This is a genomic window from Paenibacillus silvestris, from assembly GCF_009882985.1.
Classification (GTDB): Bacteria; Bacillota; Bacilli; order Paenibacillales; family NBRC-103111; genus Paenibacillus_E; species Paenibacillus_E silvestris.
In genome coordinates this window covers 759,350-780,791 of the sequence record NZ_WTUZ01000022.1, presented here as the reverse complement: position 1 = coordinate 780,791, position 21,442 = coordinate 759,350, and the positions used below count along the sequence as shown (strand labels likewise).

Annotated in this window: 23 protein-coding genes; 8 read left to right on the top strand and 15 right to left on the bottom strand. The window is 46.6% G+C overall.

The annotated features are described in order from the left end of the window. Positions 1–63: 63 nt before the first annotated feature. The 5 genes from GQF01_RS23910 to GQF01_RS23890 all read right to left on the bottom strand — a co-directional run bounded on the left by GQF01_RS23910 (position 64) and on the right by GQF01_RS23890 (position 5,478). Positions 64–855, bottom strand: coding sequence for an ABC transporter ATP-binding protein (locus GQF01_RS23910; RefSeq protein ID WP_161409200.1), 792 nt, complete (start codon positions 853–855; stop codon positions 64–66). A 21-nt stretch (positions 856–876) separates the two neighbouring features. After that, entirely contained in the window at positions 877–2,109 is a 1,233-nt protein-coding gene (locus GQF01_RS23905; RefSeq protein WP_161409198.1) for an MFS transporter, read from the bottom strand. A gap of 56 nt (positions 2,110–2,165) precedes the next feature. Continuing rightward, entirely contained in the window at positions 2,166–2,867 is a 702-nt protein-coding gene (locus GQF01_RS23900; RefSeq protein WP_161409196.1) for a FadR/GntR family transcriptional regulator, read from the bottom strand. A 126-nt stretch (positions 2,868–2,993) separates the two neighbouring features. Then, positions 2,994–3,992, bottom strand: a complete 999-nt coding sequence (locus GQF01_RS23895; RefSeq protein WP_161409194.1) for a glycine-rich domain-containing protein — start codon at positions 3,990–3,992, stop codon at positions 2,994–2,996. A gap of 100 nt (positions 3,993–4,092) precedes the next feature. Further along, positions 4,093–5,478 (bottom strand): phytase, encoded by a 1,386-nt coding sequence (locus tag GQF01_RS23890; protein WP_161409192.1) that lies wholly within the window; start codon positions 5,476–5,478, stop codon positions 4,093–4,095. A gap of 119 nt (positions 5,479–5,597) precedes the next feature. Between GQF01_RS23890 and GQF01_RS23885 the strand changes: the two genes are divergently transcribed. Together GQF01_RS23885 and GQF01_RS23880 are read left to right on the top strand one after the other, a co-directional pair. Further along, positions 5,598–6,488: a TIGR01777 family oxidoreductase gene (locus GQF01_RS23885; protein ID WP_161409190.1), complete on the top strand. Its 891-nt coding sequence runs from the start codon at positions 5,598–5,600 to the stop codon at positions 6,486–6,488. 119 nt (positions 6,489–6,607) lie between these two features. After that, complete coding sequence (locus GQF01_RS23880) at positions 6,608–7,102, top strand: glutathione peroxidase (protein WP_202556631.1); 495 nt, start codon at positions 6,608–6,610, stop codon at positions 7,100–7,102. A 44-nt stretch (positions 7,103–7,146) separates the two neighbouring features. Here the strand turns inward: GQF01_RS23880 and GQF01_RS23875 are convergent, their stop codons facing one another. After that, complete coding sequence (locus tag GQF01_RS23875) at positions 7,147–7,368, bottom strand: DUF1450 domain-containing protein (protein ID WP_161409188.1); 222 nt, start codon at positions 7,366–7,368, stop codon at positions 7,147–7,149. Beyond that, the gene (locus GQF01_RS23870; protein WP_161409186.1) at positions 7,368–7,670 is read right to left on the bottom strand and encodes an iron-sulfur cluster assembly accessory protein; all 303 of its coding nucleotides are present in this window, start codon (positions 7,668–7,670) and stop codon (positions 7,368–7,370) included. Before GQF01_RS23870 ends, GQF01_RS23875 begins: the two co-directional genes overlap by 1 nt. A 251-nt stretch (positions 7,671–7,921) precedes the next feature. On the opposite strand from GQF01_RS23870, the gene GQF01_RS23865 reads away from it, so the two are divergent. From GQF01_RS23865 to ytvI, 3 genes are read left to right on the top strand one after another with little or no spacing between them, the layout of a single operon-like run. Further along, positions 7,922–8,281, top strand: coding sequence for a winged helix-turn-helix transcriptional regulator (locus GQF01_RS23865; RefSeq protein ID WP_145659322.1), 360 nt, complete (start codon positions 7,922–7,924; stop codon positions 8,279–8,281). 32 nt (positions 8,282–8,313) lie between these two features. After that, entirely contained in the window at positions 8,314–9,060 is a 747-nt protein-coding gene (gene map, locus GQF01_RS23860) for a type I methionyl aminopeptidase (RefSeq protein WP_161409184.1), read from the top strand. Between the two features lie 24 nt (positions 9,061–9,084). After that, the gene (gene ytvI / locus GQF01_RS23855; RefSeq protein WP_161409183.1) at positions 9,085–10,197 is read left to right on the top strand and encodes a sporulation integral membrane protein YtvI; all 1,113 of its coding nucleotides are present in this window, start codon (positions 9,085–9,087) and stop codon (positions 10,195–10,197) included. A gap of 323 nt (positions 10,198–10,520) precedes the next feature. Here ytvI and GQF01_RS23850 read toward each other — a convergent pair whose 3' ends face one another. Further along, a complete protein-coding gene (locus GQF01_RS23850; RefSeq protein ID WP_161409182.1) occupies positions 10,521–11,303 on the bottom strand; it encodes a helix-turn-helix domain-containing protein in 783 nt (260 codons plus the stop codon). A 120-nt stretch (positions 11,304–11,423) separates the two neighbouring features. On the opposite strand from GQF01_RS23850, the gene GQF01_RS23845 reads away from it, so the two are divergent. After that, on the top strand, positions 11,424–13,670 hold the full coding sequence (locus GQF01_RS23845) for an FAD-dependent oxidoreductase (protein WP_161409181.1): 2,247 nt from the start codon (positions 11,424–11,426) through the stop codon (positions 13,668–13,670). A 198-nt stretch (positions 13,671–13,868) separates the two neighbouring features. Further along, positions 13,869–14,048: a hypothetical protein gene (locus tag GQF01_RS23840; protein ID WP_127454688.1), complete on the top strand. Its 180-nt coding sequence runs from the start codon at positions 13,869–13,871 to the stop codon at positions 14,046–14,048. Positions 14,049–14,344: 296 nt separating this feature from the next. Here GQF01_RS23840 and GQF01_RS36005 read toward each other — a convergent pair whose 3' ends face one another. The 4 genes from GQF01_RS36005 to GQF01_RS23825 all read right to left on the bottom strand — a co-directional run bounded on the left by GQF01_RS36005 (position 14,345) and on the right by GQF01_RS23825 (position 17,251). Next, a complete protein-coding gene (locus GQF01_RS36005; RefSeq protein WP_202556731.1) occupies positions 14,345–14,554 on the bottom strand; it encodes a hypothetical protein in 210 nt (69 codons plus the stop codon). A gap of 90 nt (positions 14,555–14,644) precedes the next feature. Beyond that, positions 14,645–15,535: a M14 family metallopeptidase gene (locus GQF01_RS23835; RefSeq protein ID WP_161409180.1), complete on the bottom strand. Its 891-nt coding sequence runs from the start codon at positions 15,533–15,535 to the stop codon at positions 14,645–14,647. 129 nt (positions 15,536–15,664) lie between these two features. Next, positions 15,665–16,474, bottom strand: coding sequence for a glutamate racemase (gene racE, locus GQF01_RS23830; protein WP_161409179.1), 810 nt, complete (start codon positions 16,472–16,474; stop codon positions 15,665–15,667). A 114-nt stretch (positions 16,475–16,588) separates the two neighbouring features. Then, positions 16,589–17,251 (bottom strand): polysaccharide deacetylase family protein, encoded by a 663-nt coding sequence (locus GQF01_RS23825; protein ID WP_235960192.1) that lies wholly within the window; start codon positions 17,249–17,251, stop codon positions 16,589–16,591. Between the two features lie 22 nt (positions 17,252–17,273). Here GQF01_RS23825 and GQF01_RS36395 point away from each other — a divergent pair, with 22 nt between their 5' ends. Continuing rightward, a complete protein-coding gene (locus GQF01_RS36395; protein ID WP_235960184.1) occupies positions 17,274–17,669 on the top strand; it encodes a hypothetical protein in 396 nt (131 codons plus the stop codon). On the opposite strand, the gene GQF01_RS23820 is transcribed toward GQF01_RS36395, so the two are convergent. The 3 genes from GQF01_RS23820 to GQF01_RS23810 all read right to left on the bottom strand — a co-directional run bounded on the left by GQF01_RS23820 (position 17,659) and on the right by GQF01_RS23810 (position 21,367). Then, positions 17,659–18,078: a disulfide oxidoreductase gene (locus GQF01_RS23820; RefSeq protein WP_161409176.1), complete on the bottom strand. Its 420-nt coding sequence runs from the start codon at positions 18,076–18,078 to the stop codon at positions 17,659–17,661. The two genes, GQF01_RS36395 and GQF01_RS23820, sit on opposite strands and share 11 nt — an antisense overlap. A gap of 79 nt (positions 18,079–18,157) precedes the next feature. Continuing rightward, complete coding sequence (locus tag GQF01_RS23815) at positions 18,158–19,312, bottom strand: glucose 1-dehydrogenase (protein WP_161409174.1); 1,155 nt, start codon at positions 19,310–19,312, stop codon at positions 18,158–18,160. Positions 19,313–19,330: 18 nt separating this feature from the next. Further along, the gene (locus GQF01_RS23810) at positions 19,331–21,367 is read right to left on the bottom strand and encodes a glycoside hydrolase family 15 protein (protein WP_161409171.1); all 2,037 of its coding nucleotides are present in this window, start codon (positions 21,365–21,367) and stop codon (positions 19,331–19,333) included. Between the last annotated feature and the right edge of the window lie 75 nt (positions 21,368–21,442).

The window sequence follows — 21,442 nt, the reverse complement described above, 5'->3', positions numbered from 1 at the left end:
TCCACAAAATAAAGAGCACTTCCATAAAGAAAGGGCTCTTAGAAACTTTGTATGAATCATACCTCACTCATCACTCGCAGGGATCGAAAGCCACGGTCGTTCACGCTGCCATTTCACTTCAACCTCCGTCTCAAAAAAAGAGGATAAACTTTCGCTTGTCAAGACATGACGCGACTGCCCTTTTGCAAATACCTCACCGCGACGAATTAATAAAGTTTGATTGAAGACGGGAAGAATTTCTTCGATATGATGGGTCACGAATATTAACGTCGGAGCATCCGGTTCTTTGGCTAATTCTTGAATGCTGGAAAGCAAAGCTTCCCGGGAAAGAAAATCTAAGCCATTCGTAGCTTCATCCAGAATCAGCAGCTTCGGTGAGGCCATGAGAGCACGTGCGATTAGTAGCTTTTGCTTCTCACCTTGTGAGCATGATTGATAAGTCCGGTCATATAAATGCAAACAATTAAGCCGCTGCATATGCTCTTTGGCTTGTTCGAAATCTGCCATGCTCGGTTTCTCATACAGCCCGATTGAAGCATGTTTACCGCTTATAACGACATGCTGCGTTTTATCAGAGGCATATAGCTTCTCCTGCAGGGATGAACTCACCCAGCCAATCATTTTGCGCAGATCCCTTAGATCCACCGTTCCAAACGGGTGACCAAGTACAGCCATTTGCCCCTGGCTAGGCCAGATATAACCATTAATCATATTCAGAATGGTCGTCTTGCCTGAACCGTTCAAACCGAGTACGGCCCAGTGCTCATTTTTGGTCACCTGCCAGTCCACTTGGTTCAATATCGTTTTATTATCTCTATACCAGGAGACGTTGTTCATTTCAATAATTGGTGTCATTCCGTTTCACCTCTTAATTAATCAGGCTTTTGCAACGTTTTGCGGTAATTCAACTTGCGTCATGTTCAATTTTTTATCAGAAGGAAGGAAAGCAGCCAACAGCCCGATTAGAGGCAAGAAAGCGCAGAGTTTAATAACAAACGAGATGCTGGTTGCATCCGCAAGCGTACCTAGCACGGCTGAACCAATCCCGCCTAACCCGAAAGCTAAGCCGAAGAATAAGCCGGATACCGTCCCTACTTTGCCAGGCAGAAGTTCCTGCGCATAAACGACAATGACGGAGAAACCGGATAGCAGAATGAATCCAATGCAAGCACACAACACGCCAGCCCAAAACAAATTGGCATATGGCAATAGCAGCGAAAACGGAGCCGTTCCCAAAATGGAAAACCAGATCATGTTTCTTCTGCCGAATCGATCCGCAAGCGGGCCGCCTAAGAATGTACCAACTGCTCCAGCGGCAAGCAAAGTGAATAGGAATAGCTGTGCTTTTTCAACGGAAAGTTGATTGTGTTCTATCAAGTAAAAAGCGTAGAAACCAGTCATGCTGGCCACATAAACAAACTTGGAAAATAAGAGCATGATCAAAATCGAAATGGCATAAGTGACGGTTTTACGCGGCAGAGGCTGCTTGCTAACAAAGGCTTTACTTGATGCCGCTGACCGGCTGCTGCCCGCATTACGATACCATTTGGCCACGAAAAATTGAACGACAATCGCTGCTGCCGCGACAAACGAAAACCAAATGATTCCGAACTGACCGAATGGAACGAAAATGAGCGCTGTAAAAATGGGAGCAAGCGCTTGCCCGATATTACCGCCTGTTTGGAAAATCGACTGCGCCAATCCTCTGCGAGGACCAGCAGCTAAGTAAGCAACGCGTGATGCTTCAGGATGAAGTACAGAGGAGCCTAGACCCACAAGCACAACAGCCCCGAGCACCTGAGTGAACGAAGACGCTACGGCGAGCAAAATGACACCTAATAAAGAGAAAAATACACCTGCGGGCAATAAAAACGGCTTTGGTTTTGCGTCTGTATAAAGCCCAATCAAGGGCTGGAACATGGAAGCTGTTACGTTCAGTGTAAAAGCGATCCACCCGATTTGGGTAAAGCTCAACTGCAGCGAATTATGAAGTATCGGGAACACTGCTGGTATAACGGATTGAATGGCATCATTCAATAAATGGACTAGAGAGATCGAGAATAAAATAGCATAAACCGTATGATTGCGTGTTGAACTTGAATCTGACATGGCAACTAACCCCTTTCATCATATCATCTGATGTTTAAAAATATAGGAGAGTGAAACTACTCCTGGTTTACAAATTGTTTAAGCTGTGTGACCGTTTCATCTAGATTCTTCATGGTCCAAAATTCAGCTGCTGCGACATCCCTGTCTTTGATAGCTAAGTACATATTCTCATGAAACAGATGATGCGGATCTTGCATTGTCACGATCAATTTCTGGGAGGCTTCGAGAAGCGCCGATGTGAACGAACGATACAGGTCGATGACAACACTATTTTTGCTGGCGATAGCAATAGATAGATGGAACTTCACGTCAAAACGCAAATATGTATCCGTGTCACCTTTCTCCAATGCCTCAAAACGTTGATCGAGCGCGCTTCGCATCTGCTCAAGATCATTGTCATCGCGGCGCTCAGCAGCCAATCGAGAAATCTCCAGCTCCAGCATCCTTCTAACCTCGTAAACCTCTAGAATCTGCGCTCTGCGCAGCCTGTGGTCAAGCGGTTCCTGCACAGCTGACTGTGCCTTTAAAAAGGTGCCAAAGCCCTGCTTCTTCTCAAGCAAACCAGCATGCACAAGGACACGGACCGCTTCGCGGATCGTTGAACGACCCACAGCGAACTGCTGCATCAACTCCGGCTCCGTCGGAATCTTGTCGCCAGGTTTAATTTCACCTTCTGAAATTTTCTTCTGCAGCTGATTCACTACATCGTCTACCAACTTTGGGCGGTTCAGCGGCTGGAAGGACATTTTAGAATTCATCTGATCATCTCCCGTTTGAAAAAAAGTATAGCATATGGCATCTGAATTTTTCTAGTCTAAATTTTAGCATGCCCTCTCATACAAAAAACACTTCCCTGAGATCTCCCAGGAAAGTGCTTCTGACCACTAACTTGAACCACAACTGGACCCGCAACTTGAACTAGATGAGCCTGATGAGCAAGATGAGCTGGACGAGCAGGAACTGCCTCCCCCCTGATCTCCGGAGTTATCACTGTTTCCTCCAATCGTTCCACAACCAGAGGAAGAACAGCTGCTATGCTTATCACGCGGGTCTTCTGGGGTATTCTCCGGGAAATTAGCATTCATATCGCTGGCATAACTGTGTGGACTTTGGATGGAGAAGAACATCATAGCACCTGCCAGATAGAGCATTGAGTTCGGATTTGCTGTTGAATAATCCCAGCCTGTATCCTTGAACTGGCGGCTGTTTGCGGCCTTCTGCGCTTCAAGAATGGCTTGCTCAACTAAGAGGCGAATGGTCTCTGCCACCTCGGGATATCGGCCTGCTTGATCCATATTGAACAAGCTGCTAGAGATCGCATCTACATTGCCTTCACGAAGCAGCTCTGTACGTTCAGGATCAAGCGCATTCCGGAAAAATCCATTCCAGCAGCGCTTGCTGCTCGGCGCAAACTCGAACAGGTGAGCATACACCCAGTCAAACCAAGCGCGTTCTCCAGGCATCTGCTTGGGTTCACGTTCTGGAGAATGATGGATGACGCCTCCAGCAAATTGTTCGCCAAAACGCTGATATTCCCTTGTGAACATCAACATTTCGTGCCACAAGTCATCGATTTCACTGCTAAACATCGGTGTTGATTTCATTACTAGGCTCATGACAAAATAACGCTGTAATTCGAACCATTTGCAAGCATATTCGTCGTCTGTTATACGTGGATGTTCGGTTTTCACCCGATATTGAATTCTTTCAGCATAGTCTGTTGGAATTGAACTGTTCAGCTTAGCGACAATACGATCTAACGGAATACCTTGAAGCAACCCTAAACCATGTGGCAATTCCGAGGCCCGATAGACTGGCTTAGCTTTACCAGGTCGACTGCGCTTAGGCGGTTTAGATGACTTTCCAAATAAAAAACGAAACATAGGCATCCCTCCTATTTCCAATATACCATTTGTTTGCTATTTCTTGTCAATGCAAAAAGAGCTGCCTCACCCAATGTGAGCAGCCCTTTCGTTCAATTTTTTATTTAACTTCGCGTTTCACGAAATTGCGCGGATTGACTGAGGTATCGATTGTCAATGGTTCTGCGAACGCTTTGGCGATTTTGTCCCAGCTCACCATTTTAAAATTCTGATTCAATTTCTCTGTTTTTTCGAAATTCTCATCGTCCTGTGTGACAAACAATCCATTGGGATATTTGGCACCCAAGCTTAATCCAATCACATCAATGCCGTCCGTTCCCGAAGTACCGTCTACTTGAGCTCCGTCAGTTACAGCGAAGCTGCCCAAGTATTCATTTTTACCTGTACGGTTATAGACCGCATAAGTGCTGCTGCCTTGGCTTGAAGCGAGTAAATATCCTTTGCCATCTGCCGTATAATAGATCGTTAGGCCTTCAATATCAGCAGTTAACGTTTTATTATCCACTTCAGCGAGCTTGACCACGTCATTGCCGCCATCTGGTTCTGCGTTCATTTTCCAGATAGCCACGTCTTCTTCAGCTAAGTACATGACACCATACTCATCATCTGCTACCAAGCCTTCTGCCTGCGTTTTGAATTTGTAATCGCGAACTTTTTTGCCTTCAACTTTGCCGCTGCCGTTATCTTTTAACTCATATTGCTCAAATTCACCATTTTTGCCCAGAACGAGTGCATAGAACTTGTCCGTACGTGTGGAGTGATATAAACTAAAACCATAAACCTCTCCCATATCGGAGTGGATAGGCTTATCTACAATGTTCGTTAACGCGCCCGTTTCCGGATTAATGGAAAACACGTCGACTGTGTTGGTTGTCCGATTCGTAGCCGCTACGATATCGACTTTTGCACCGCCAAGCGGAAGCCCATAACGAACGTCAATATTGTTCATTTTGCCAATGGTATAGGACTGAACCTGCTTCCCGTCCAAGTCGTAAACAAGCACGCCGCCACCTTTATTCGTGGCAATGATTTTGCTTTTCGACGCATCGCTCGGATGCACCCATACGGCAGGATCATCAGCCGCGTCGCTGCTAGATTCCACAACGCCTGTTTCCGCATCAGCCTGAACTTGCACACTAGTAGGTGCCGCCGGCTTTGTTTCTCCTTGCGCATCAGATTCCTTTACAGCCTGGAAGAGTTCAGCGGACACCATCAGACTGCCTTCTACATTCACCACTTCGTTGCTCAGCTTCCCGCTTTTTCCGCCTAGTACATACTCTTTCTTTCCGACGGTAACGGAACCTTTCACGCCATTTTTCAACGTAAATAATGCTGTATTCGTGCTTACTTCCCAAGTCACTGAAGCTCCTGTCGCTTCAAGTTGACTGCGCAAAGGCAGTCTTTCTTCAGCGGCCAAAGCACTGGATTGCATCAGCAGAAGGGCAGCCAGCGCTGAACCAGCGATCATTTTGAATGTTGTTTTCATAGTAAGTTCCATCTCCTCTTCCATAGATACATCTTTAAAAGAGTAATGGAGAATAATTTACACAGCATTAAGTCAATATGTAAAATTTGTAAATTTCATTCAAACGGAGGTGTTCAATCATGAAAATAGCGGTAACCGGTGGCAGCGGCTTTATTGGAAGACGTTTAATTGCCCATTTCCATCAGCAGGGCCATGATCTGATTACGATTTCACGCTCATCCCGAGCCGTTGTACAAGGTGCACGCACGATAACCTGGGAAGAACTGCAAGATGAGCCTGAGAAGCTTGAAGGCCTGGATGCCGTTATTAATTTGGCAGGTGAATCGATTAATCAGCGCTGGACGGCTGCTGCTAAGCAGCGCATCTTAGAATCCCGTATTAAAGCGGCACAGCAAGTTGGACAACTGGTAGAACGATTAGACAAGAAACCTAAAATCGTCGTTAACGCTTCTGGCATGTCCATTTATGGCACATCAGAGACAGCAACTTTCGATGAACGCAGCCCCCACCATTCGATGGATTTCTTATCTAGTGTTGTGGTGGAATGGGAAGAGGCGGCAGATCAAATCAAAGTCCCCCGAATCGTAAAAATTCGCGTTGGTCTTGTGCTCGATGGGAAAGAGGGAGCATTTCCGAAAATGGCCCTCCCGTATAAACTTGGCGTTGGCGGCCCTATCGGCAGCGGCAAACAATGGCTATCCTGGATTCATATAGAAGACATGGTGAGGCTGATCGATTTCTGCCTGCAAAACGAAGAAATCAGCGGACCTGTCAATGCCACAGCGCCGAATCCCGTTACGAACAAGCAGTTCGGAGCGCAGCTCGCCAAAGCGATGCACAGACCGAATCTGTTCCCTCTCCCTGCTTTTATCATGAAGCTTGCTTTCGGAGAATTGTCCACACTGCTTCTGGATGGCCAGAAAGTACTGCCGCACGTCCTGCTTCAGCATGGCTTTACCTTTACATATAACGACGTTGACGATGCGCTAGCGGATATCGTGAACAAATAAACCTGGATGTTCGAGCATGGCTCTATCCAGGTTTTTGCCCTATAAATATTCGCTTCCCAAACCGATAAAATTTGTGTAAAATTAAATTGTATAAAATAATTGTGAAAAAGGTGATCCTTTTGACCGTTCATCAATTTTCTGCCCGGACGATCCGCGGTGAAGATAAGTCCCTTGCAGACTATAAAGGACAAGTGCTGCTCATTGTAAATACGGCAACCAAATGCGGATTCGCTCCTCAATTTAAGGGACTACAAGAGCTTCATGACACATATAAAGATCAGGGTTTTAACGTGTTAGGCTTCCCGTGCAACCAATTCAAAGATCAAGAGCCTGGCAACGACGCAGAGGTTGAACAGGCATGCCAAATCAACTTTGGTGTGAACTTCCCTTTGTTCTCCAAGATTGATGTCAACGGCGCTGACACACATCCACTTTATCGCTACTTGAAGCAGCAGGCTTCCGGTCTTCTAGGCGCCAGCATCAAATGGAATTTCACTAAATTTCTAGTCGATCAAGACGGCAACGTTATTAAAAGATTCTCACCCACTACAACGCCACGCAAAATTGAAAGTCAAATTCGTAAGTTGCTAGCGAATTCCACCGTACAGGTTTAATCTAAAAAGAACCGTCAAGGCTTTGATCGCCTAGACGGTTCTTTTCATTTCACGTATTTTTTAGCCTTTTCGATTGCTTCGTCTTCTGTTGCTCCTGTCACATAGCGGCCATTAATGAATATAAAAGCAAAACGAGAGCAAGGACCGCAATAGGATTTGCAGGCAATTTTGACTTCAGCATCAGGTGCAATAGCATTAATTTTTGAAAGTGCAGATTTCACTTTCATATGTTTGCATTTATCACAAATGCGAATATCATTACGCATTAGTGATCTCCGGTGTTCCCCTTGCTTGGGTTCGTAATCATGAAACCTTCTTCTGGTGTGTAGAAGTAATCAATACGGATACCATCAAGCAATGGTTCACTTTGATCCAACAAAACATCTATGCCTTTATCAGTGCTTACAACGACGTCATTATCTGATTTATCGTCAAGACCCAAGCCATAGTGAGCATGGTCACCATGCTTATGAGTCACTTGTACACGAACCAACAGACCTTTGTTTTCTTCTTTTGTAAGTTCCAATTGAAGTACTTTCGCAGCATTACGGGAAATTTTGACGTTCATATGTACACATCTCCTGAAACAATAATTTTATTTCTTATTGTAAAGAATCTAAGACGCGAAATCAACCTTTGTCCATGACTGTCTTGAAAGGGATTTACAATCTTCACAATAAAGCCTTACTCTTGCTAATTGGCTTCACGAACTTTAAAATACATAGTAGTGAAACTATTTTACCCTAAATACAAGTTGGTAACTTACTTACTTCATGGATAGTTATGTACATTCCAAAAATGGAAAGGACGCGTTTCTGAATGTCAACTCTTGAAAATGAAAAAGTCGCCCCACTCAGCAACTATGTCCCTAAAGTACCGAAAGAAATTGAATGCTCTATAGAACGCACACTGGAAGTAATCGGTGGGAAATGGGCATTTCTCGTTCTTCGGGAACTCTTTTGCGGTACGAAGCGTTTCGGCGAACTACAGCGTCAAGTGACTGGAATCAGCCCTAAATCTCTAACCGATATTCTCCGTCATCTCGAGGATCACGGTGTTTTGGAGCGGATGGCATACCCTACTGTCCCTGTTACTGTTGAGTATACTTTGACACCTAAAGGCCAGGATTTGCATCAAATATTAAAAGAAATGAAGCTATGGTCTGCAAAGTGGACATAATGATTGAATAACAGCTGAGGAGTTGGACTTACGTGATTATCATTAAAACAAAAGAGCAAATTGAAAAGATGGGCAGAGCTGGACGCATTCTGGCCGATTGCCATAAAGAAATTGCCACCATGATTCGCCCCGGCATCACCTCTTGGGAAATTGACCAATTCGTAGAGGGCTTTTTGGCGAAGCACGGCGCAACACCGGAACAAAAAGGATATCACGGCTACCCTTACGCCACTTGCGCATCCGTTAACGACGTCATCTGCCACGGGTTTCCGAAGAAAGAAGCCTTGAACGACGGCGATATCGTAACCATTGATATGGTTGTTCGGATTGATGGTTGGTTGGCGGATTCCGCTTGGTCCTATGCCGTTGGTAACATCTCTCCGACTGCCGAGAAATTGCTTAAAGTAACCAAGGAATCCCTATATAAAGGCATTGAGCAAGCAATCCCAGGCAACCGCATCGGCGATGTTGCACATGCGATCCAGGTGTACGCAGAATCACATGGTTTCTCCGTCGTCAGAGACTTTATCGGACACGGAATCGGCGCCGAGATGCATGAAGAACCGCAGGTTCCGCATTACGGACCAGCAGGCAAAGGGCCGCGCATTAAAGAGGGTATGGTGTTCACCATCGAACCGATGCTGAATGTCGGCAAATATCATGCCAAGGTAGATAGCGATGGATGGACAGCAAGAACCAATGACGGCAGTCTATCTGCCCAATATGAACACACGATTGCCATTACAAGCCAAGGACCAATAATTTTAACGGAACAATAAACATAAAGCCCCGGAGGAACATGCATGATTTCTTTTTACAAGAAATATTGGAGAACTGCCTTTGACATTGCTCTCATTGTTCTAACCGTCTACCTCTTCATGCTGTTGTTCAGCTATCTGTACCGCATCGCGACGCCTATCTTTCTGGCTCTGATCATTTTCATGATGATCGAGCCTTTTGCTAGGTTTCTGAATCGCAAAGGGATGCGAAAGTCGATTGCATCAGCGATCTCGACGGTCCTCTTCGTCCTGATTATCTTGGGCGCGCTGACAGGTGCTGCTGTTATTTTCACAAGCCAGATCATGAGCCTTGTCGATAAAGTAGACGATTATCAAGCCGTTTTTAATGACCAAATCATACATAAGATTAGCGAATTAAATGATCGTTTCCAAACATTGCCCCCTGATGTCATTATCAAAGCCAAAGAATATGCAGGACAATTCGCAGGAAATGCATCTAGATTCATTATTTCTTTCCTATCCGGTTTAGTAGCCTCGCTGACTTCCTTTTCCACCTTCATGTTCAACTTCATTGTCGGAATCATTTTGGCCTACTTCCTCAGCATCGAAATTGACTCTTGGAAACGCCTTGCCAGTGAGAAAACACCAAGAACGTTTAAGTCCGTTTTCTTCTTTCTGAAGGAAAATGTCGTGAAGGGTATTGTCTCTTATGTAAAAGCTCAGCTTAAACTGATTACCCTAACGTTTGTCGTCGTTTTTTTCGCGTTGCTTCTACTCAACGTCAATAATGCGTTTTCTATCTCCCTGCTCTCGGCCATCTTCGATGTTTTGCCCTTGCTGGGTGTCTCCACGTTGTTCATTCCATGGATCATTTACTTGTTTATCGTGGGTCAGACAACACTTGCAATCTGGTTAAGCGCGCTGCTGCTTGTCGTTATCCTTGTCAGACAGATCATGGAACCTAAAATTACAGGTGAATCCCTAGGCGTGTCGGCCTTTACGACGTTAGCCTTCATGATCGTGTCTCTCTCGTTATTTGGCGTTGCTGGAGTCATCCTCTCGCCTGTCTTAATCATTCTGCTCAAAGCCCTGTATACACAAGGTTATTTCCAGCGCTGGATACGCAAACCTGAGGATGAATATGCTCAGGGCAGGTCTCCTTCAGCCGGGCCATAAACATCTAAGAGGCTGTCCCTGACTTGGGATCGCCTCTTTTTTATATGGCCGAATGAAATAGCGGGAGAAACTCCCTTTATTTCAAACCGGACCTTGTTGCGTAGACCCAATAATTGGAAAAATCCCATTTAAATCGCACCTTAATCATGCTTCCAAGCTCAATCTTCCGCATTAACTGGAGAAATTCCATTTATTCATATCTGTTGCTTTGTTTTGCAAAGATTTAGCGGTAGTATTTCCCGTTGTTCTTAAGAGGTGCTCCCAAAAGTTCAAAAAGGCCGTCTCTCGGGCATTACATAACTTTCGGGACAGCCCCTTTCGTGTTAAACGCGATACATGCTGCGGTACACCGATGGAGCCATCCCGATTTTCTGAGTAAACACGCGGCTCAAATAAAAACCGTTCTCAAATCCGCAATTTCCAGCGATTGCATCAAGTGTCAAGGTCGACCCTTCCAATAAATGGCGCGCTCTCGTTAACCGCAGTTCATTCAGAAATTCAGAAGGTGTTTGCGTGAAAGCTCTGCGAAACCTTCGAGTAAACTGCACGGGAGTAAGCCCCAAGCTCTCGGCTAAATGGAGCAGCGATAAACTTCCATAGGCGTGATTCGACAAATATTTACGTGCTTTTTCCATCAAAATATCAGTTTCTGTGGTGAGTTCGTCTTTGTATTCTCGCTCCATGGCGACTAGCCTAAACATATCGCTAAGCATGTACTGCTTATGCAGCGTGCTCTCCTCATCCCAACCCGGCAGTTTCTTCAAATAGTGATAATTCGAGGCTAGTCTCTCTACATCCTTAATGACCAGTTTGCCTCTCCAACTGCTCGCTTCCTCTGAGCTCGGTTCTGACAGCCAGACAAAATGCAGAAAATGAAACGACAGCGGCTCGAGTGTCCTCCTTCGAAAACCGGTATGAGGCGGGCAGATGACAAAGTCGCCAAATCCTGCTTCACCCTTTTGCTCCCCGATTCCATAGACAAATCTCCCCTTTTCCACGGCAAATAACGTCCAGTAAGGATAGGTGTCCTCGTTATACATAAACTCCTCTTTATGATGCCAATAAACATGGGAAATGAGTTTTACTGCCACATCACGAAAAGCCATATCTCGCTCTCCTCCATGTGAAATAAAGTATATGTCCATTGTAACTAACTGCATGTTCAATGGAAATAAATTATTTTACAATGAAATCAAGGATATTCTATAACTAGTGAGGTGCTGGTCATGAAACACGAAATCGTTACATCCGACATCACCGTTGTCGGCGGGGGTTTAGCAGGGGTATGTGCCGCAATTGCAGCTGCCCGATTAGGTCAAACTGTTTCTCTTGTTCAAAATCGGCCTGTTCTTGGCGGGAATTCCAGCAGTGAAGTTCGCGTGTGGGTTTGTGGAGCTACTTCCCACGGCCTTCATCGGTATGCGCGTGAAACCGGTATCATGGGCGAAATGTTTGTTGAGAACCAATACCGCAATATCGATGGTAACCCATATCTGTGGGATCTGATTGTGCTCGAAAAAGTAAAAGCGGAGAAAAATATTACCCTTTTCCTAAACACAGATGTTCATGAAGTTGATGCGGATGGGGATGAGGATTCCCGGACGATCCGATCCGTTACAGGCTGGATGATGGGATCAGAACGACGTATCCGCTTCGAAAGCCGCGTGTATCTGGACTGCACAGGCGACGGGCTCGTCGGTTTCCTGGCGGGCGCGAAGTTCCGTATTGGACGTGAAGCGCAAGAGGAGTTTAGCGAAGAGTGGGCACCTCTCGTTCCAGATGATATTACGCTAGGGAGCACCCTGCTTTTCTATACCAAAGACGTGGGCCGACCTGTGAAATATATCGCGCCAAGCTTCGCTAAAGATATTACACAGACTACTATCCCTATGAAACGGGTAATTCGCAGCGGTGATAATGGTTGCGCTTACTGGTGGATTGAGTGGGGCGGTGAATTGGATACCGTTCATGATAATGAGAAAATCCGCGATGAGCTGTCCTCCGTGATCTACGGGATTTGGGATTATATCAAAAATTCCGGTAAGTTCGAAGCCGATAACCTTACCCTTGAATGGATCGGTTCCCTTCCAGGCAAAAGAGAGTATCGTCGTTTCGTGGGGGACTACGTGATGAATCAAAACGATGTCATCGCGCAGGAGCCATTCGAAGACCGTGTCGCCTTCGGCGGCTGGTCGATTGACTTGCATCCGCCGCAAGGCATGTATGCTACGGCGAAGGGCTCTAAACATATGCATGTGGATGGCAGCTATCACATTCCGTTCCGCTCCCTCTATTCGGTCAATACGACGAATATGCTCATGGCTGGGCGCAATATCAGCGCGTCCCACGTTGCTTTCGGCACAACGCGCGTCATGGCGACTTGTGCCGTCATCGGCGAAGCCGCAGGAACGGGCGCTGCCCTCTGCGCAGCGAAAGGCATTTCCCCTCGCGAGCTGCATGGCAGCCATCTGTGCGAGCTGCAGCAAACGCTGCTGCGGCAGGATGCCTCCGTGCTCGGGATCAAGAACGCTGACGCTGACGACCTCGTGCTGAGCGCGTCCTTGACAGCGTCCAGCACCTTGAGTCAGCTGGCGGTTGAAACGTCCGCATCGGTGTATCCGCTCACCGACAGTGTGGCACTTCTCGTGCCCGTAGACCCACACATCGAAGGTATAGAGCTGTTGCTTGACGCTTCGGAGAATACGGAGCTAACCGTTGAGTTGTGGAGCACGGGCAAGCCGCAGAACTATGTCCCGCACACGCAAGTAGCAGCCGTCCAAGTAGCCGTCTCGCAAGGATCAGAGCAGTGGATCCCTGTTCCGCTGAGCTGGCACCCGGATGTCGCTCAAAATGCATTTATTATTTTACGCAGCAATCCTGCGCTATCTATTCATAAGTCCGACAAATTACAGTCTGGTGTCCTTGGACTTAAATACAAAGATAATGGTAATTCAGCAGATTATGGTGACACGACACCTAATCAGCCTGTTGTTGATTGGACACCTAGAGAGTTCAACCGCCAGCCCATCTGCTTCCGCTTGCTCTCGCCTACTTCGGCTTACTCCGCAGATAAAGCGGCTAATGGCTTTAAAAGGCCTTACGGCGGCCCAAACATGTGGTCTTCAGCTCGTATAGAAGCTGATCAACCGGAATGGCTAGAAATCAGCTGGCCGAACGAAGTGCCGATCCGCAGCGTACAGCTTACACTGAATGATGATGTCCATGAGGATCTAATTAATTTGCATCATCATCGGACAGAGTTCGAGGTTATTCCTGAATTAGTTAAGGACTACAAGCTGCAAGCCTTCGCTCATGGAGAGTGGAAAACTGTCGCTGAAGAACTTAATAATCACACCCGCCATCATATCCATACCTTCCCAGAAACCGTAGTAACTAATCGATTACGCTTGCTTGTAGAGTCAACAAATGGAGCTGAGAGAGCTGAAATTGTAGAGATTCGCTGCTATAGTTAATGATCAATAACACGCAAATTGGCCTAGCATATGCTGCCGTTTTGCGTGTTTTTTTCTTTGCCGCTCGGCTTGGTTTCCGACATTGTTTTTCTATAAATAGGTCTTAATGACCCTTGTTTAACCTTACATGGTATGTTATATTAAAAGTGCGACAAATCAAGGTTTCCTCTTCAAAAAGTTGACATAGGAGTGATGGTAATGGAACAAAATTCTATTCAAATTCGTCAAGGTGAAGAGATTATTTATGTAGAAATGACTGTTAAGGAAGCGCTTGCATTAACAGGTGCGAAGTTCAACTTAAACCACAAATTAGAAAGAGATGCCATCAAGAAAGTAAAGCAACGTCTCGAAGATAAGCTGCTTCCTCCTAACCATTAATTGTACCCTACCATCTTCGCATACAGCCCAACGAACGATCACCATCGTCCGTTGGGTTTTTATTTTCCTCTTGGAGCCGTATCAAAATCAACCAACTGATCATAATAATGACGCGCTCTCCAACAACGATAATCGAGGAGGAACAAACATGTCAGCAGATCATAAACAGCAAGGGCAATCCCGCAAAAACACAACGACCAAAACGCAAGATCAGAAGAGCAATAAAGGACACAAATAAAGTCATAAATAAAGAAAAGTCCATGCCTCTCTTCCATTAGGCGTGGACTTTTTTTCAATTAATTGATTTTTTTTCTGGTCAAAATACATGGAACCCCTCTACCAACAGCCCCCGGTTGAGACATTTGCTCTAAATAACGAAGTCCTCTTGTACATTGTGTTTTACAAACCGCGCACGTTGACGACTCCACAATTCTCATCGTGTACTGCTCTCTGGAAGATAGCACTTTCTTCTTAGCAACCTTGCCTTTACCTTTAGGTGGTGCCATAACCTCGCCTCCCAACCGTCTCCTTACTCCAGTATATGAAGGATGGACAGATCGGTTCTTGAGAAACAAGGTTATGTTCACGGTACTTGTCTAACGGTTAACTGTTTGTAATTCCAGCGCAGTCAGCAGGATCGGAACGATCTCCGCATAGAGATCGGCAAAGGATTCCACTGGCAGCGGATTGACGCCAACACCTAACTCAACAGTAAATCCAGGTCTTCTGAAATGCTGTATGAACCAGTCTTTATACCCTGCATCGCTGTCGGTTAACTTCACAGCCTCGTAGCCGCTGACGATCGCTAATTGCTCAGCAAACGACTCGGATTCCGCTGGTTCATACCCACGGTAATTCCAATAGATCTCTCTCCCTTGGGTATGTAGGGCAACGACAAGCTCAAAGGGGTGACATTCTGTAAAACGCGCAAGCGCTGCAGCCTCTGGCTCAGACAACGGCGTTTCACCGCCATAATCCCGCGGCCCCGGGCCCAACTTCCCTCTACGCTCAGCCTCGTCCTCCCAATGTGCGGGGAATTGATCATTGAGGTCTACACCCCTTATATTCGCTTTCCAGTTGCTAAAATCCGGCTGTTCTCCGTTCCATTCCAGCAAGTTCGCTTGATACGGATGATCAGGACTGATGCCGTTCAAAACAAGTTCTACGCCATCTGGATTCACCATAGGAACAATCCATAGGGAATACTCTGAGAGCAGGCGTCTGGTGTTTCTGCCCTGCCATGCCGTCCCTCTGGCATAAGAGCAAGCAAGATCCTCCACGAATTGCATAATAAGCGGTGTCGTAATCCACTCATTGGCGTGGAACGACGCATTGACATGGAGCTCCCTAGCCCCTTGACCGATGCGCAGTGCCGGTATGCCTTTGCCCATCACACTTTCCCCTATAACTTCGACATGCAGGAAAGGATAGATCCTGCCTAGCCGATTTAATTCATCACACAACGTCCCATACCCATAACCCAACATACGACCACCTCACAGCTCTTTGATCTCCTACGTAGGTTATGAATATGCCTGCTCCCTTAGAAACATGCGGCATAGCGAAGTTATGTTTGAGGCATGCCTCAACAAAAAAATAGACCCCTGAGGGTCTATTCAAAAAATAGTTGGCACCTGCCAGACGACAGGTGTAATGGCAATCTGATCTTTGAGCCAGCTTTCCGTAATACGCTTAAATAACGTAGGTTCACCACTGCAAAAAAATTGGTGAATCGGCAGTTTTCCCGATGTTTCCATCCGATCACGGTGGTACAGAATCGTGCTGATCTCTCTTGCTGTTTCGTCTGCAGATGAAATCAAAGTTACGTCCGGCCCCATAACTCGGGAGATCGGCTCCATCAGAAAGGGATAATGCGTACATCCCAGTATTAAACAATCAATTGGCTTGCCGATTAGCGGCTGGAGCGATTGCTCAACAATCTCCTGCTCTTGCTCTCTGCCGAAAAGCCCTTTCTCCACGAAAGGCGCCAAAAGCGGACAAGGCTCGCTATACACCTGAATGTTCGGCGAAATTAACTTTAAGGCATGTTCATATGCCTTGCTTTTGATCGTCCCTTCCGTGCCAATAACCCCAACAACCCCAGTTCGTGTGTGCTTAATTGCCGCTCTCGCACCTGGCGAGATCACACCCAAAACCGGAATAGAAACACGTTCTCTAATATCTTCTATGGCTACCGCAGTCGCCGTATTGCAAGCAATCACTATCATTTTAGGGTTAAATTGAATTAAATAATCCACAATTTGCCGGGTAAATATACGTACTTCTACAGCTGATCGCGGTCCATAAGGACTTCGAGCCGTATCACCGAAATAGATGACTTTTTCTTGCGGCAGCTGCCTCATGAGTTCTTTTACTACAGTTAATCCTCCGACTCCGGAGTCCAGTACGGCTATCGCTTGCTGCACACCTATCCGCATCCTTTGCCGGTTAATGAATTTCACAGGCTACATGGATAGAATATGAACGTACAAGCTGAAAGGTACCTAGGCTTACAACACTGATTATCGGTGGTCGGTCACTTATTTTTTGGGTTGCAAATCATTCACTAGTGCGAATTCATAGCCACGTTTCTTGATTTCTTTGCAGATGCGCGCAAGCGCCTGCATGTTTTCCAAGGACCCCTGATGCATCAAAATAATATTGCCATCATGCAAATTATTCATGATATCGTTGTACGGATCCTCTGCTCCATTCTCTCTCGGTTCCCAATCTCGCATGGCCGTCGACCAAAAGACAGACGTATACCCCATGCTGGATACCAAACTTAAATTATGCATATTGTAGTGACCGTAAGGGAAGCGAAAGTATTTCTCGACTTCCTTGCCCGTCAGCTTCTTATATAAAGCTTCAAAATCGGTAATTTCCTTGCGAATTTGGTCATCACTCAGCTCATTGAAATCCTTGTGCGTCATCGTATGATTGGCCACAAAATGACCGTCTGCCACAACTCTTTTCAAATAATCCGGATTTAACTTAATATTGTTTCCTGATATGAAAAAGTTCGCTTTCACGCCGTTTTCCTTCAGAGATTTAAGCATGAGATCCACTTCAATCAGCGGGCCTCCCGCATCAATTGTTAAATAAACCTTTTTCCCAGTCCCTACCCAAACGGCTTTCTGATCTGCGGTAAAAGATTTCGTTTCTTTCGGAAAATCGGGAACTTGACCTGTTTTCTTCTTCATGTAATACCATGAGTATGGGGTTTTGTCTCCTGCGATTGGTTTTGTAGTTGTCGTGCCTGCAGCAGGTTTTGCTGACGCTGTAGGGCTGGGGGCAGTCGTGGGATGCGGAGTTGCACTCGGTACTACGCTTGGTTTTGGAGTAGCTATGGGCTTTGCTGTTGATTTAGGAGTTGGCGTTGGCGCCACCGGTTTTGTTGTTGCTTGCGGACTTGGTGTCGTTACCGCTTCGGCAGCAGGTGAAAGCAGGCTTTTGTCTGCACAACCGACCAATGTTGCGCTTAAAAGGATCAGCAGTGCAGCACTTTTGGTAATTGATGTCATCTGTAGCACCTCGCTTGATAGGAATACGTTCAGTACTCCTTTCGACAGCGCTAGACAAATTACCTGCCTATTTTTGGTACGAGGGTTTATTTCGTAGCTCGGTATGTCAGGAATTGAAGAATGGTGATCAAAATAAAAGCAGTTCCGGCAAGCATTGGAATCGTAATAAAACCAAGCCAGTTCAAGTAATCTACGTCACATGGTATTGGCCCGCAGCCTGTTGCGGATTCGTGAAAAACTCCCGATTGGAGCAATACGTGATAAACGGAAATACAAGCTCCCCAAATCGTCAAGGGTAATACATAAATCGTCAGCTTGTAGTCTCTGCGGACAGCAGCGATTCCCAAAATGACAGCCAGTGGATACATGAGAATACGTTGATACCAACATAGTTTGCAAGGTATAAAATGCATAATTTCCGAGAAATACAGACTCCCTAATGTGGCGATTAAAGCTAGCAGCCACGATAGGTGCATGCCGTTTTCTCTTAAGAATTTTTTTGACATTTGTGCTCGTCCTCCCCTTCCCCATTATTATAGAAAAATATAGGAGGGAAGTCTAACCTTTTGAGAGTGCGAGGCTCATTTAAACCGAGAAGCTATACTCGACTTCCTTCGTCTGTTTCACCAGCCCGCGCCACTGTTCCAGCGGAACGATGTCGACGACAGCTTTGATCGGGATGCTGGCAAAATCCAGCTCCGGCACAGCCTCTAGCTTCATCCGGTTGGTGACCAGTCGGTCAAGCCAACCGGAGTACATCCGCTCCATCTGCTGCAGCCGATAGATGGCCGTCTCAAAATCCTTGCGTGCCGCGTTCACTGAACCGATCACGCATTTGTTCTCCAGCACCATGCTCTGATTGAGCATGTCCGCGGAAATCTCCAGCTTGCGATCAGCTGGTGTAACCCCAAGCAGCGCCAGCACGCCATTCGGCGCTAGCACAGCCATAGCCTCGAAGGCCAGCGGACTGAAGCCCGTGCATTCGAGTACAAAATCCAACGGCTTGCCGACTCCCTCTGCATAAGCCGTCAAGCTCTCGGCGCCCTCGCCCGCCGGTTGGTACACGCCCCCGCAGTCCTTAACAAGCTGCGCTTGCAGACTATCCTGCGGGGATTTGGACCAAACGTGCACGTCCAAGCCGAGCAGCCTGCATGTCATCGCAGCAAGCAGCCCTAACGGGCCCGAGCCCAGGATGAGCGCTGTCTTCGGCTCCCAGATCAGCCTCTGCTGCACCCGCAGCACCTGATCCCACACCTTCTCAACAATGCTCTGCGGTTCGACCAGCACGCCTTGCCCAAGCAGCTCAGTTGGAACTTGCACGAGGTAACGCCCTTCTTCTTTGTAGTATTCCGAGAGGAAGCCATGCGCACCTTTGATGCCCCGCTCCACAAATTCGCCGGTCTGACAGAAGTCGGAGTGGCCGTTCCGGCAATTGACACAGCTTTGATTTCGGCAGGGCCGACGCACAATAGCAGTCACAAGATCTCCAGCCTGGAATCCGCTCTCTGCGCCAGCTTCGGTTACGACGCCCAAGGATTCATGACCCGTCGTCAGATCGTCCTCCCCTTGCGGGGGAACGCCGTATTTTTCCTGCAGAATCTCCTTATCGGTCCCATCCAAGCCTACTGCCAATACCTTGACAATCACTTCTTGCGGATGAGAAATCGCGGGATCGTCCACGGTTTCTAACGCAATCGAAGGGTTACCTTGTCGTAGTTGTTTGACGCGAATCGCTTTCATCTCATCATCTCCTCCCAGCTATTGAACAACCGGCTCCAGAACTTTGTCTTCACTGGCATCTGCCGCTTGCTTGGTTCCCGCCGAGGTCAATTTCTTTAGTTTTGACAAATATTCTTGCGTTACTTTAATGAAAGATGCGTGTGACCATGTCAGTGGCGAGACAGAGAGCGGCGCTCCTGTAAAAGGATGCACCTGTTCCGCCATCGTGCCGGATGGCAGTGCATGGCGTATAGCCCAGTGCATCAGATTCTCCGCTTCTTGGAGATCTTCCATCACTTTAGCCGAAGCTACCAACCATTCCGCATACCAGAGCGTACAAATAAACCACGGATTCCCTGGCACTTTGGCAATATCATTCGTTACCTGATGGTAGTAGTCATTTTCATACCTGGCAATGCCGCCTATATCCGTATGTACCCACAATTTCTCCTTTAGAATCGTCATCGTAGTCACAATCCTAGGATCCTCCAGCTCGAACAATCCAAAGTCGAATAGCCCATACATGCTCATATCGAGTGTACAGTCAGGCACATATTTATTTTCCTCATAGCTCCAATATAAAGCACGTAAAAAGCGATTCTGATCAGCCGCGAACAACTGCTGTTCCGCTGCCTTTTTCACCTGATCTGCGATATCTGCATAATAAACGGCCCGCGCTTTATCCTTGTGATATTCAGCGAAACGAGCAGCAGCGACTAGACCCGCATACACAGATGCGACTGTGAAGGCTAATACGCCATAACGCTCCTCCCAGAGATCGTAGGAAGGCAGCGGAAGCCCTGAAGCGTCCCGGTAATGAACCAGGAAGTCCGCAGCGGGTTTCACAAACTTCTCGTAATCTTCCCGCGAGTGCTCTATCGTGCCTGCCAGCTTATGATGATGCCACAACGTGTACAGAACGAGTGCTGTTTCATCCTCTTGAATGGCCAGCTGCTTTTTCCCCTGACCATCCACCCATGGATGCCAGCTTGAGCCTACGGAGCTGTCCGGATTGTATTTGTGCATGAGATACCCTTCAGGTGTCAACACTTTTATACAAAAGTCAAAAAACTTCCTGGACAGTTCATAGTAACCAGCCCGATCCAAGGCATGGGACACCAGAGCCCCGTCCCGCGGCCACATATAGGAGTAAGTATCTTTGGCGAACTTCAAAATATCCGAATCATTTGCTGCAATAATAGCACCACGATTGTCAACATTCGTCCTTGTGATCAGCAGGCATCTTTTATAAAAGGAAGAAAGTTCCGGCTTCAGCAAGGTAAGCTGATGAGCATCCTGATTGACCCATTTTACCCAGTGATCATGGGTGCGCTGCAGAAGAGATTGTGGTGATTCTGTGCGCAGCAAGCTTTCCAATCTCTCAACCTCCTGCTTCGTATGACCGAAACAAACCCAGAACCACGCTTCTTTGGAGCTTCTAGGAGGCAGCATCATCGTCAACTCAAGTGTGCCATCAACCGATCCCTGAGCAATCGGATTTCCCCCTAACTGACCGTCTTCCGCATCGCGCCATGTGCCTTCGAGACCATGTATACCTTTCTGACCGGTTGCATAGCCGCTCGGATACGGCTTATCTACATCTGGAGATAAACCCGACAATGACATGTAGCGATGGCCTTTATAAAACAACAGCGAATTCAACTCCGGATCAAAATAAATCGTATCTCCGACACCATTGCCATAGATTTGCAAATCCAAATGAAAATAAAGTTTAATCTCTCTTTCCTCATCAAAATGGTTTTCCACCTTTATTTTGCGCAAAAAAATATTTTGTTGCACATCAACACCATCTCGAATAACGAAGCTTAATCCCAGTCTCTCATGGGCGCATTCAACGTTTGTAACCAGCGAATCTTCTAGGTAATTCAGCTTTTTGGTAACTTCCGGATGGTCGATCCAGAAGAAATCTCGCGCACACCAAATACCAAAATGTGAAAGATGATCGCTAGATTGATTCTCTTGACCTACTAAAGGGTAATACATGTCACGAATATTATAAGCAGCATCAAAATTAATGAGTACATTCCCGTTCCCAATGGGTAAATCTCTTGCCATGCGATCAGCCTCTTTCCAAGATGATGCTACTAATTTTCCAATCACTAAGCATAAATATGCACGCAGCCCACATGG

Excerpts from the sequence above, each read along its gene's own strand:
- GQF01_RS23910 (WP_161409200.1), bottom strand. The coding sequence starts at position 855 with ATGACACCAATTATTGAAATGAACAACGTCTCCTGGTATAGAGATAAT.
- GQF01_RS23905 (WP_161409198.1), bottom strand. The coding sequence starts at position 2,109 with ATGTCAGATTCAAGTTCAACACGCAATCATACGGTTTATGCTATTTTA.
- GQF01_RS23900 (WP_161409196.1), bottom strand. The coding sequence starts at position 2,867 with ATGAATTCTAAAATGTCCTTCCAGCCGCTGAACCGCCCAAAGTTGGTA.
- GQF01_RS23895 (WP_161409194.1), bottom strand. The coding sequence starts at position 3,992 with ATGTTTCGTTTTTTATTTGGAAAGTCATCTAAACCGCCTAAGCGCAGT.
- GQF01_RS23890 (WP_161409192.1), bottom strand. The coding sequence starts at position 5,478 with ATGAAAACAACATTCAAAATGATCGCTGGTTCAGCGCTGGCTGCCCTT.
- GQF01_RS23885 (WP_161409190.1), top strand. The coding sequence starts at position 5,598 with ATGAAAATAGCGGTAACCGGTGGCAGCGGCTTTATTGGAAGACGTTTA.
- GQF01_RS23875 (WP_161409188.1), bottom strand. The coding sequence starts at position 7,368 with ATGCGTAATGATATTCGCATTTGTGATAAATGCAAACATATGAAAGTG.
- GQF01_RS23870 (WP_161409186.1), bottom strand. The coding sequence starts at position 7,670 with ATGAACGTCAAAATTTCCCGTAATGCTGCGAAAGTACTTCAATTGGAA.
- GQF01_RS23865 (WP_145659322.1), top strand. The coding sequence starts at position 7,922 with ATGTCAACTCTTGAAAATGAAAAAGTCGCCCCACTCAGCAACTATGTC.
- ytvI (WP_161409183.1), top strand. The coding sequence starts at position 9,085 with ATGATTTCTTTTTACAAGAAATATTGGAGAACTGCCTTTGACATTGCT.
- GQF01_RS23850 (WP_161409182.1), bottom strand. The coding sequence starts at position 11,303 with ATGGCTTTTCGTGATGTGGCAGTAAAACTCATTTCCCATGTTTATTGG.
- GQF01_RS23845 (WP_161409181.1), top strand. The coding sequence starts at position 11,424 with ATGAAACACGAAATCGTTACATCCGACATCACCGTTGTCGGCGGGGGT.
- GQF01_RS23840 (WP_127454688.1), top strand. The coding sequence starts at position 13,869 with ATGGAACAAAATTCTATTCAAATTCGTCAAGGTGAAGAGATTATTTAT.
- GQF01_RS36005 (WP_202556731.1), bottom strand. The coding sequence starts at position 14,554 with ATGGCACCACCTAAAGGTAAAGGCAAGGTTGCTAAGAAGAAAGTGCTA.
- GQF01_RS23835 (WP_161409180.1), bottom strand. The coding sequence starts at position 15,535 with ATGTTGGGTTATGGGTATGGGACGTTGTGTGATGAATTAAATCGGCTA.
- GQF01_RS23825 (WP_235960192.1), bottom strand. The coding sequence starts at position 17,251 with ATGAAGAAGAAAACAGGTCAAGTTCCCGATTTTCCGAAAGAAACGAAA.
- GQF01_RS23820 (WP_161409176.1), bottom strand. The coding sequence starts at position 18,078 with ATGTCAAAAAAATTCTTAAGAGAAAACGGCATGCACCTATCGTGGCTG.
- GQF01_RS23815 (WP_161409174.1), bottom strand. The coding sequence starts at position 19,312 with ATGAAAGCGATTCGCGTCAAACAACTACGACAAGGTAACCCTTCGATT.
- GQF01_RS23810 (WP_161409171.1), bottom strand. The coding sequence starts at position 21,367 with ATGGCAAGAGATTTACCCATTGGGAACGGGAATGTACTCATTAATTTT.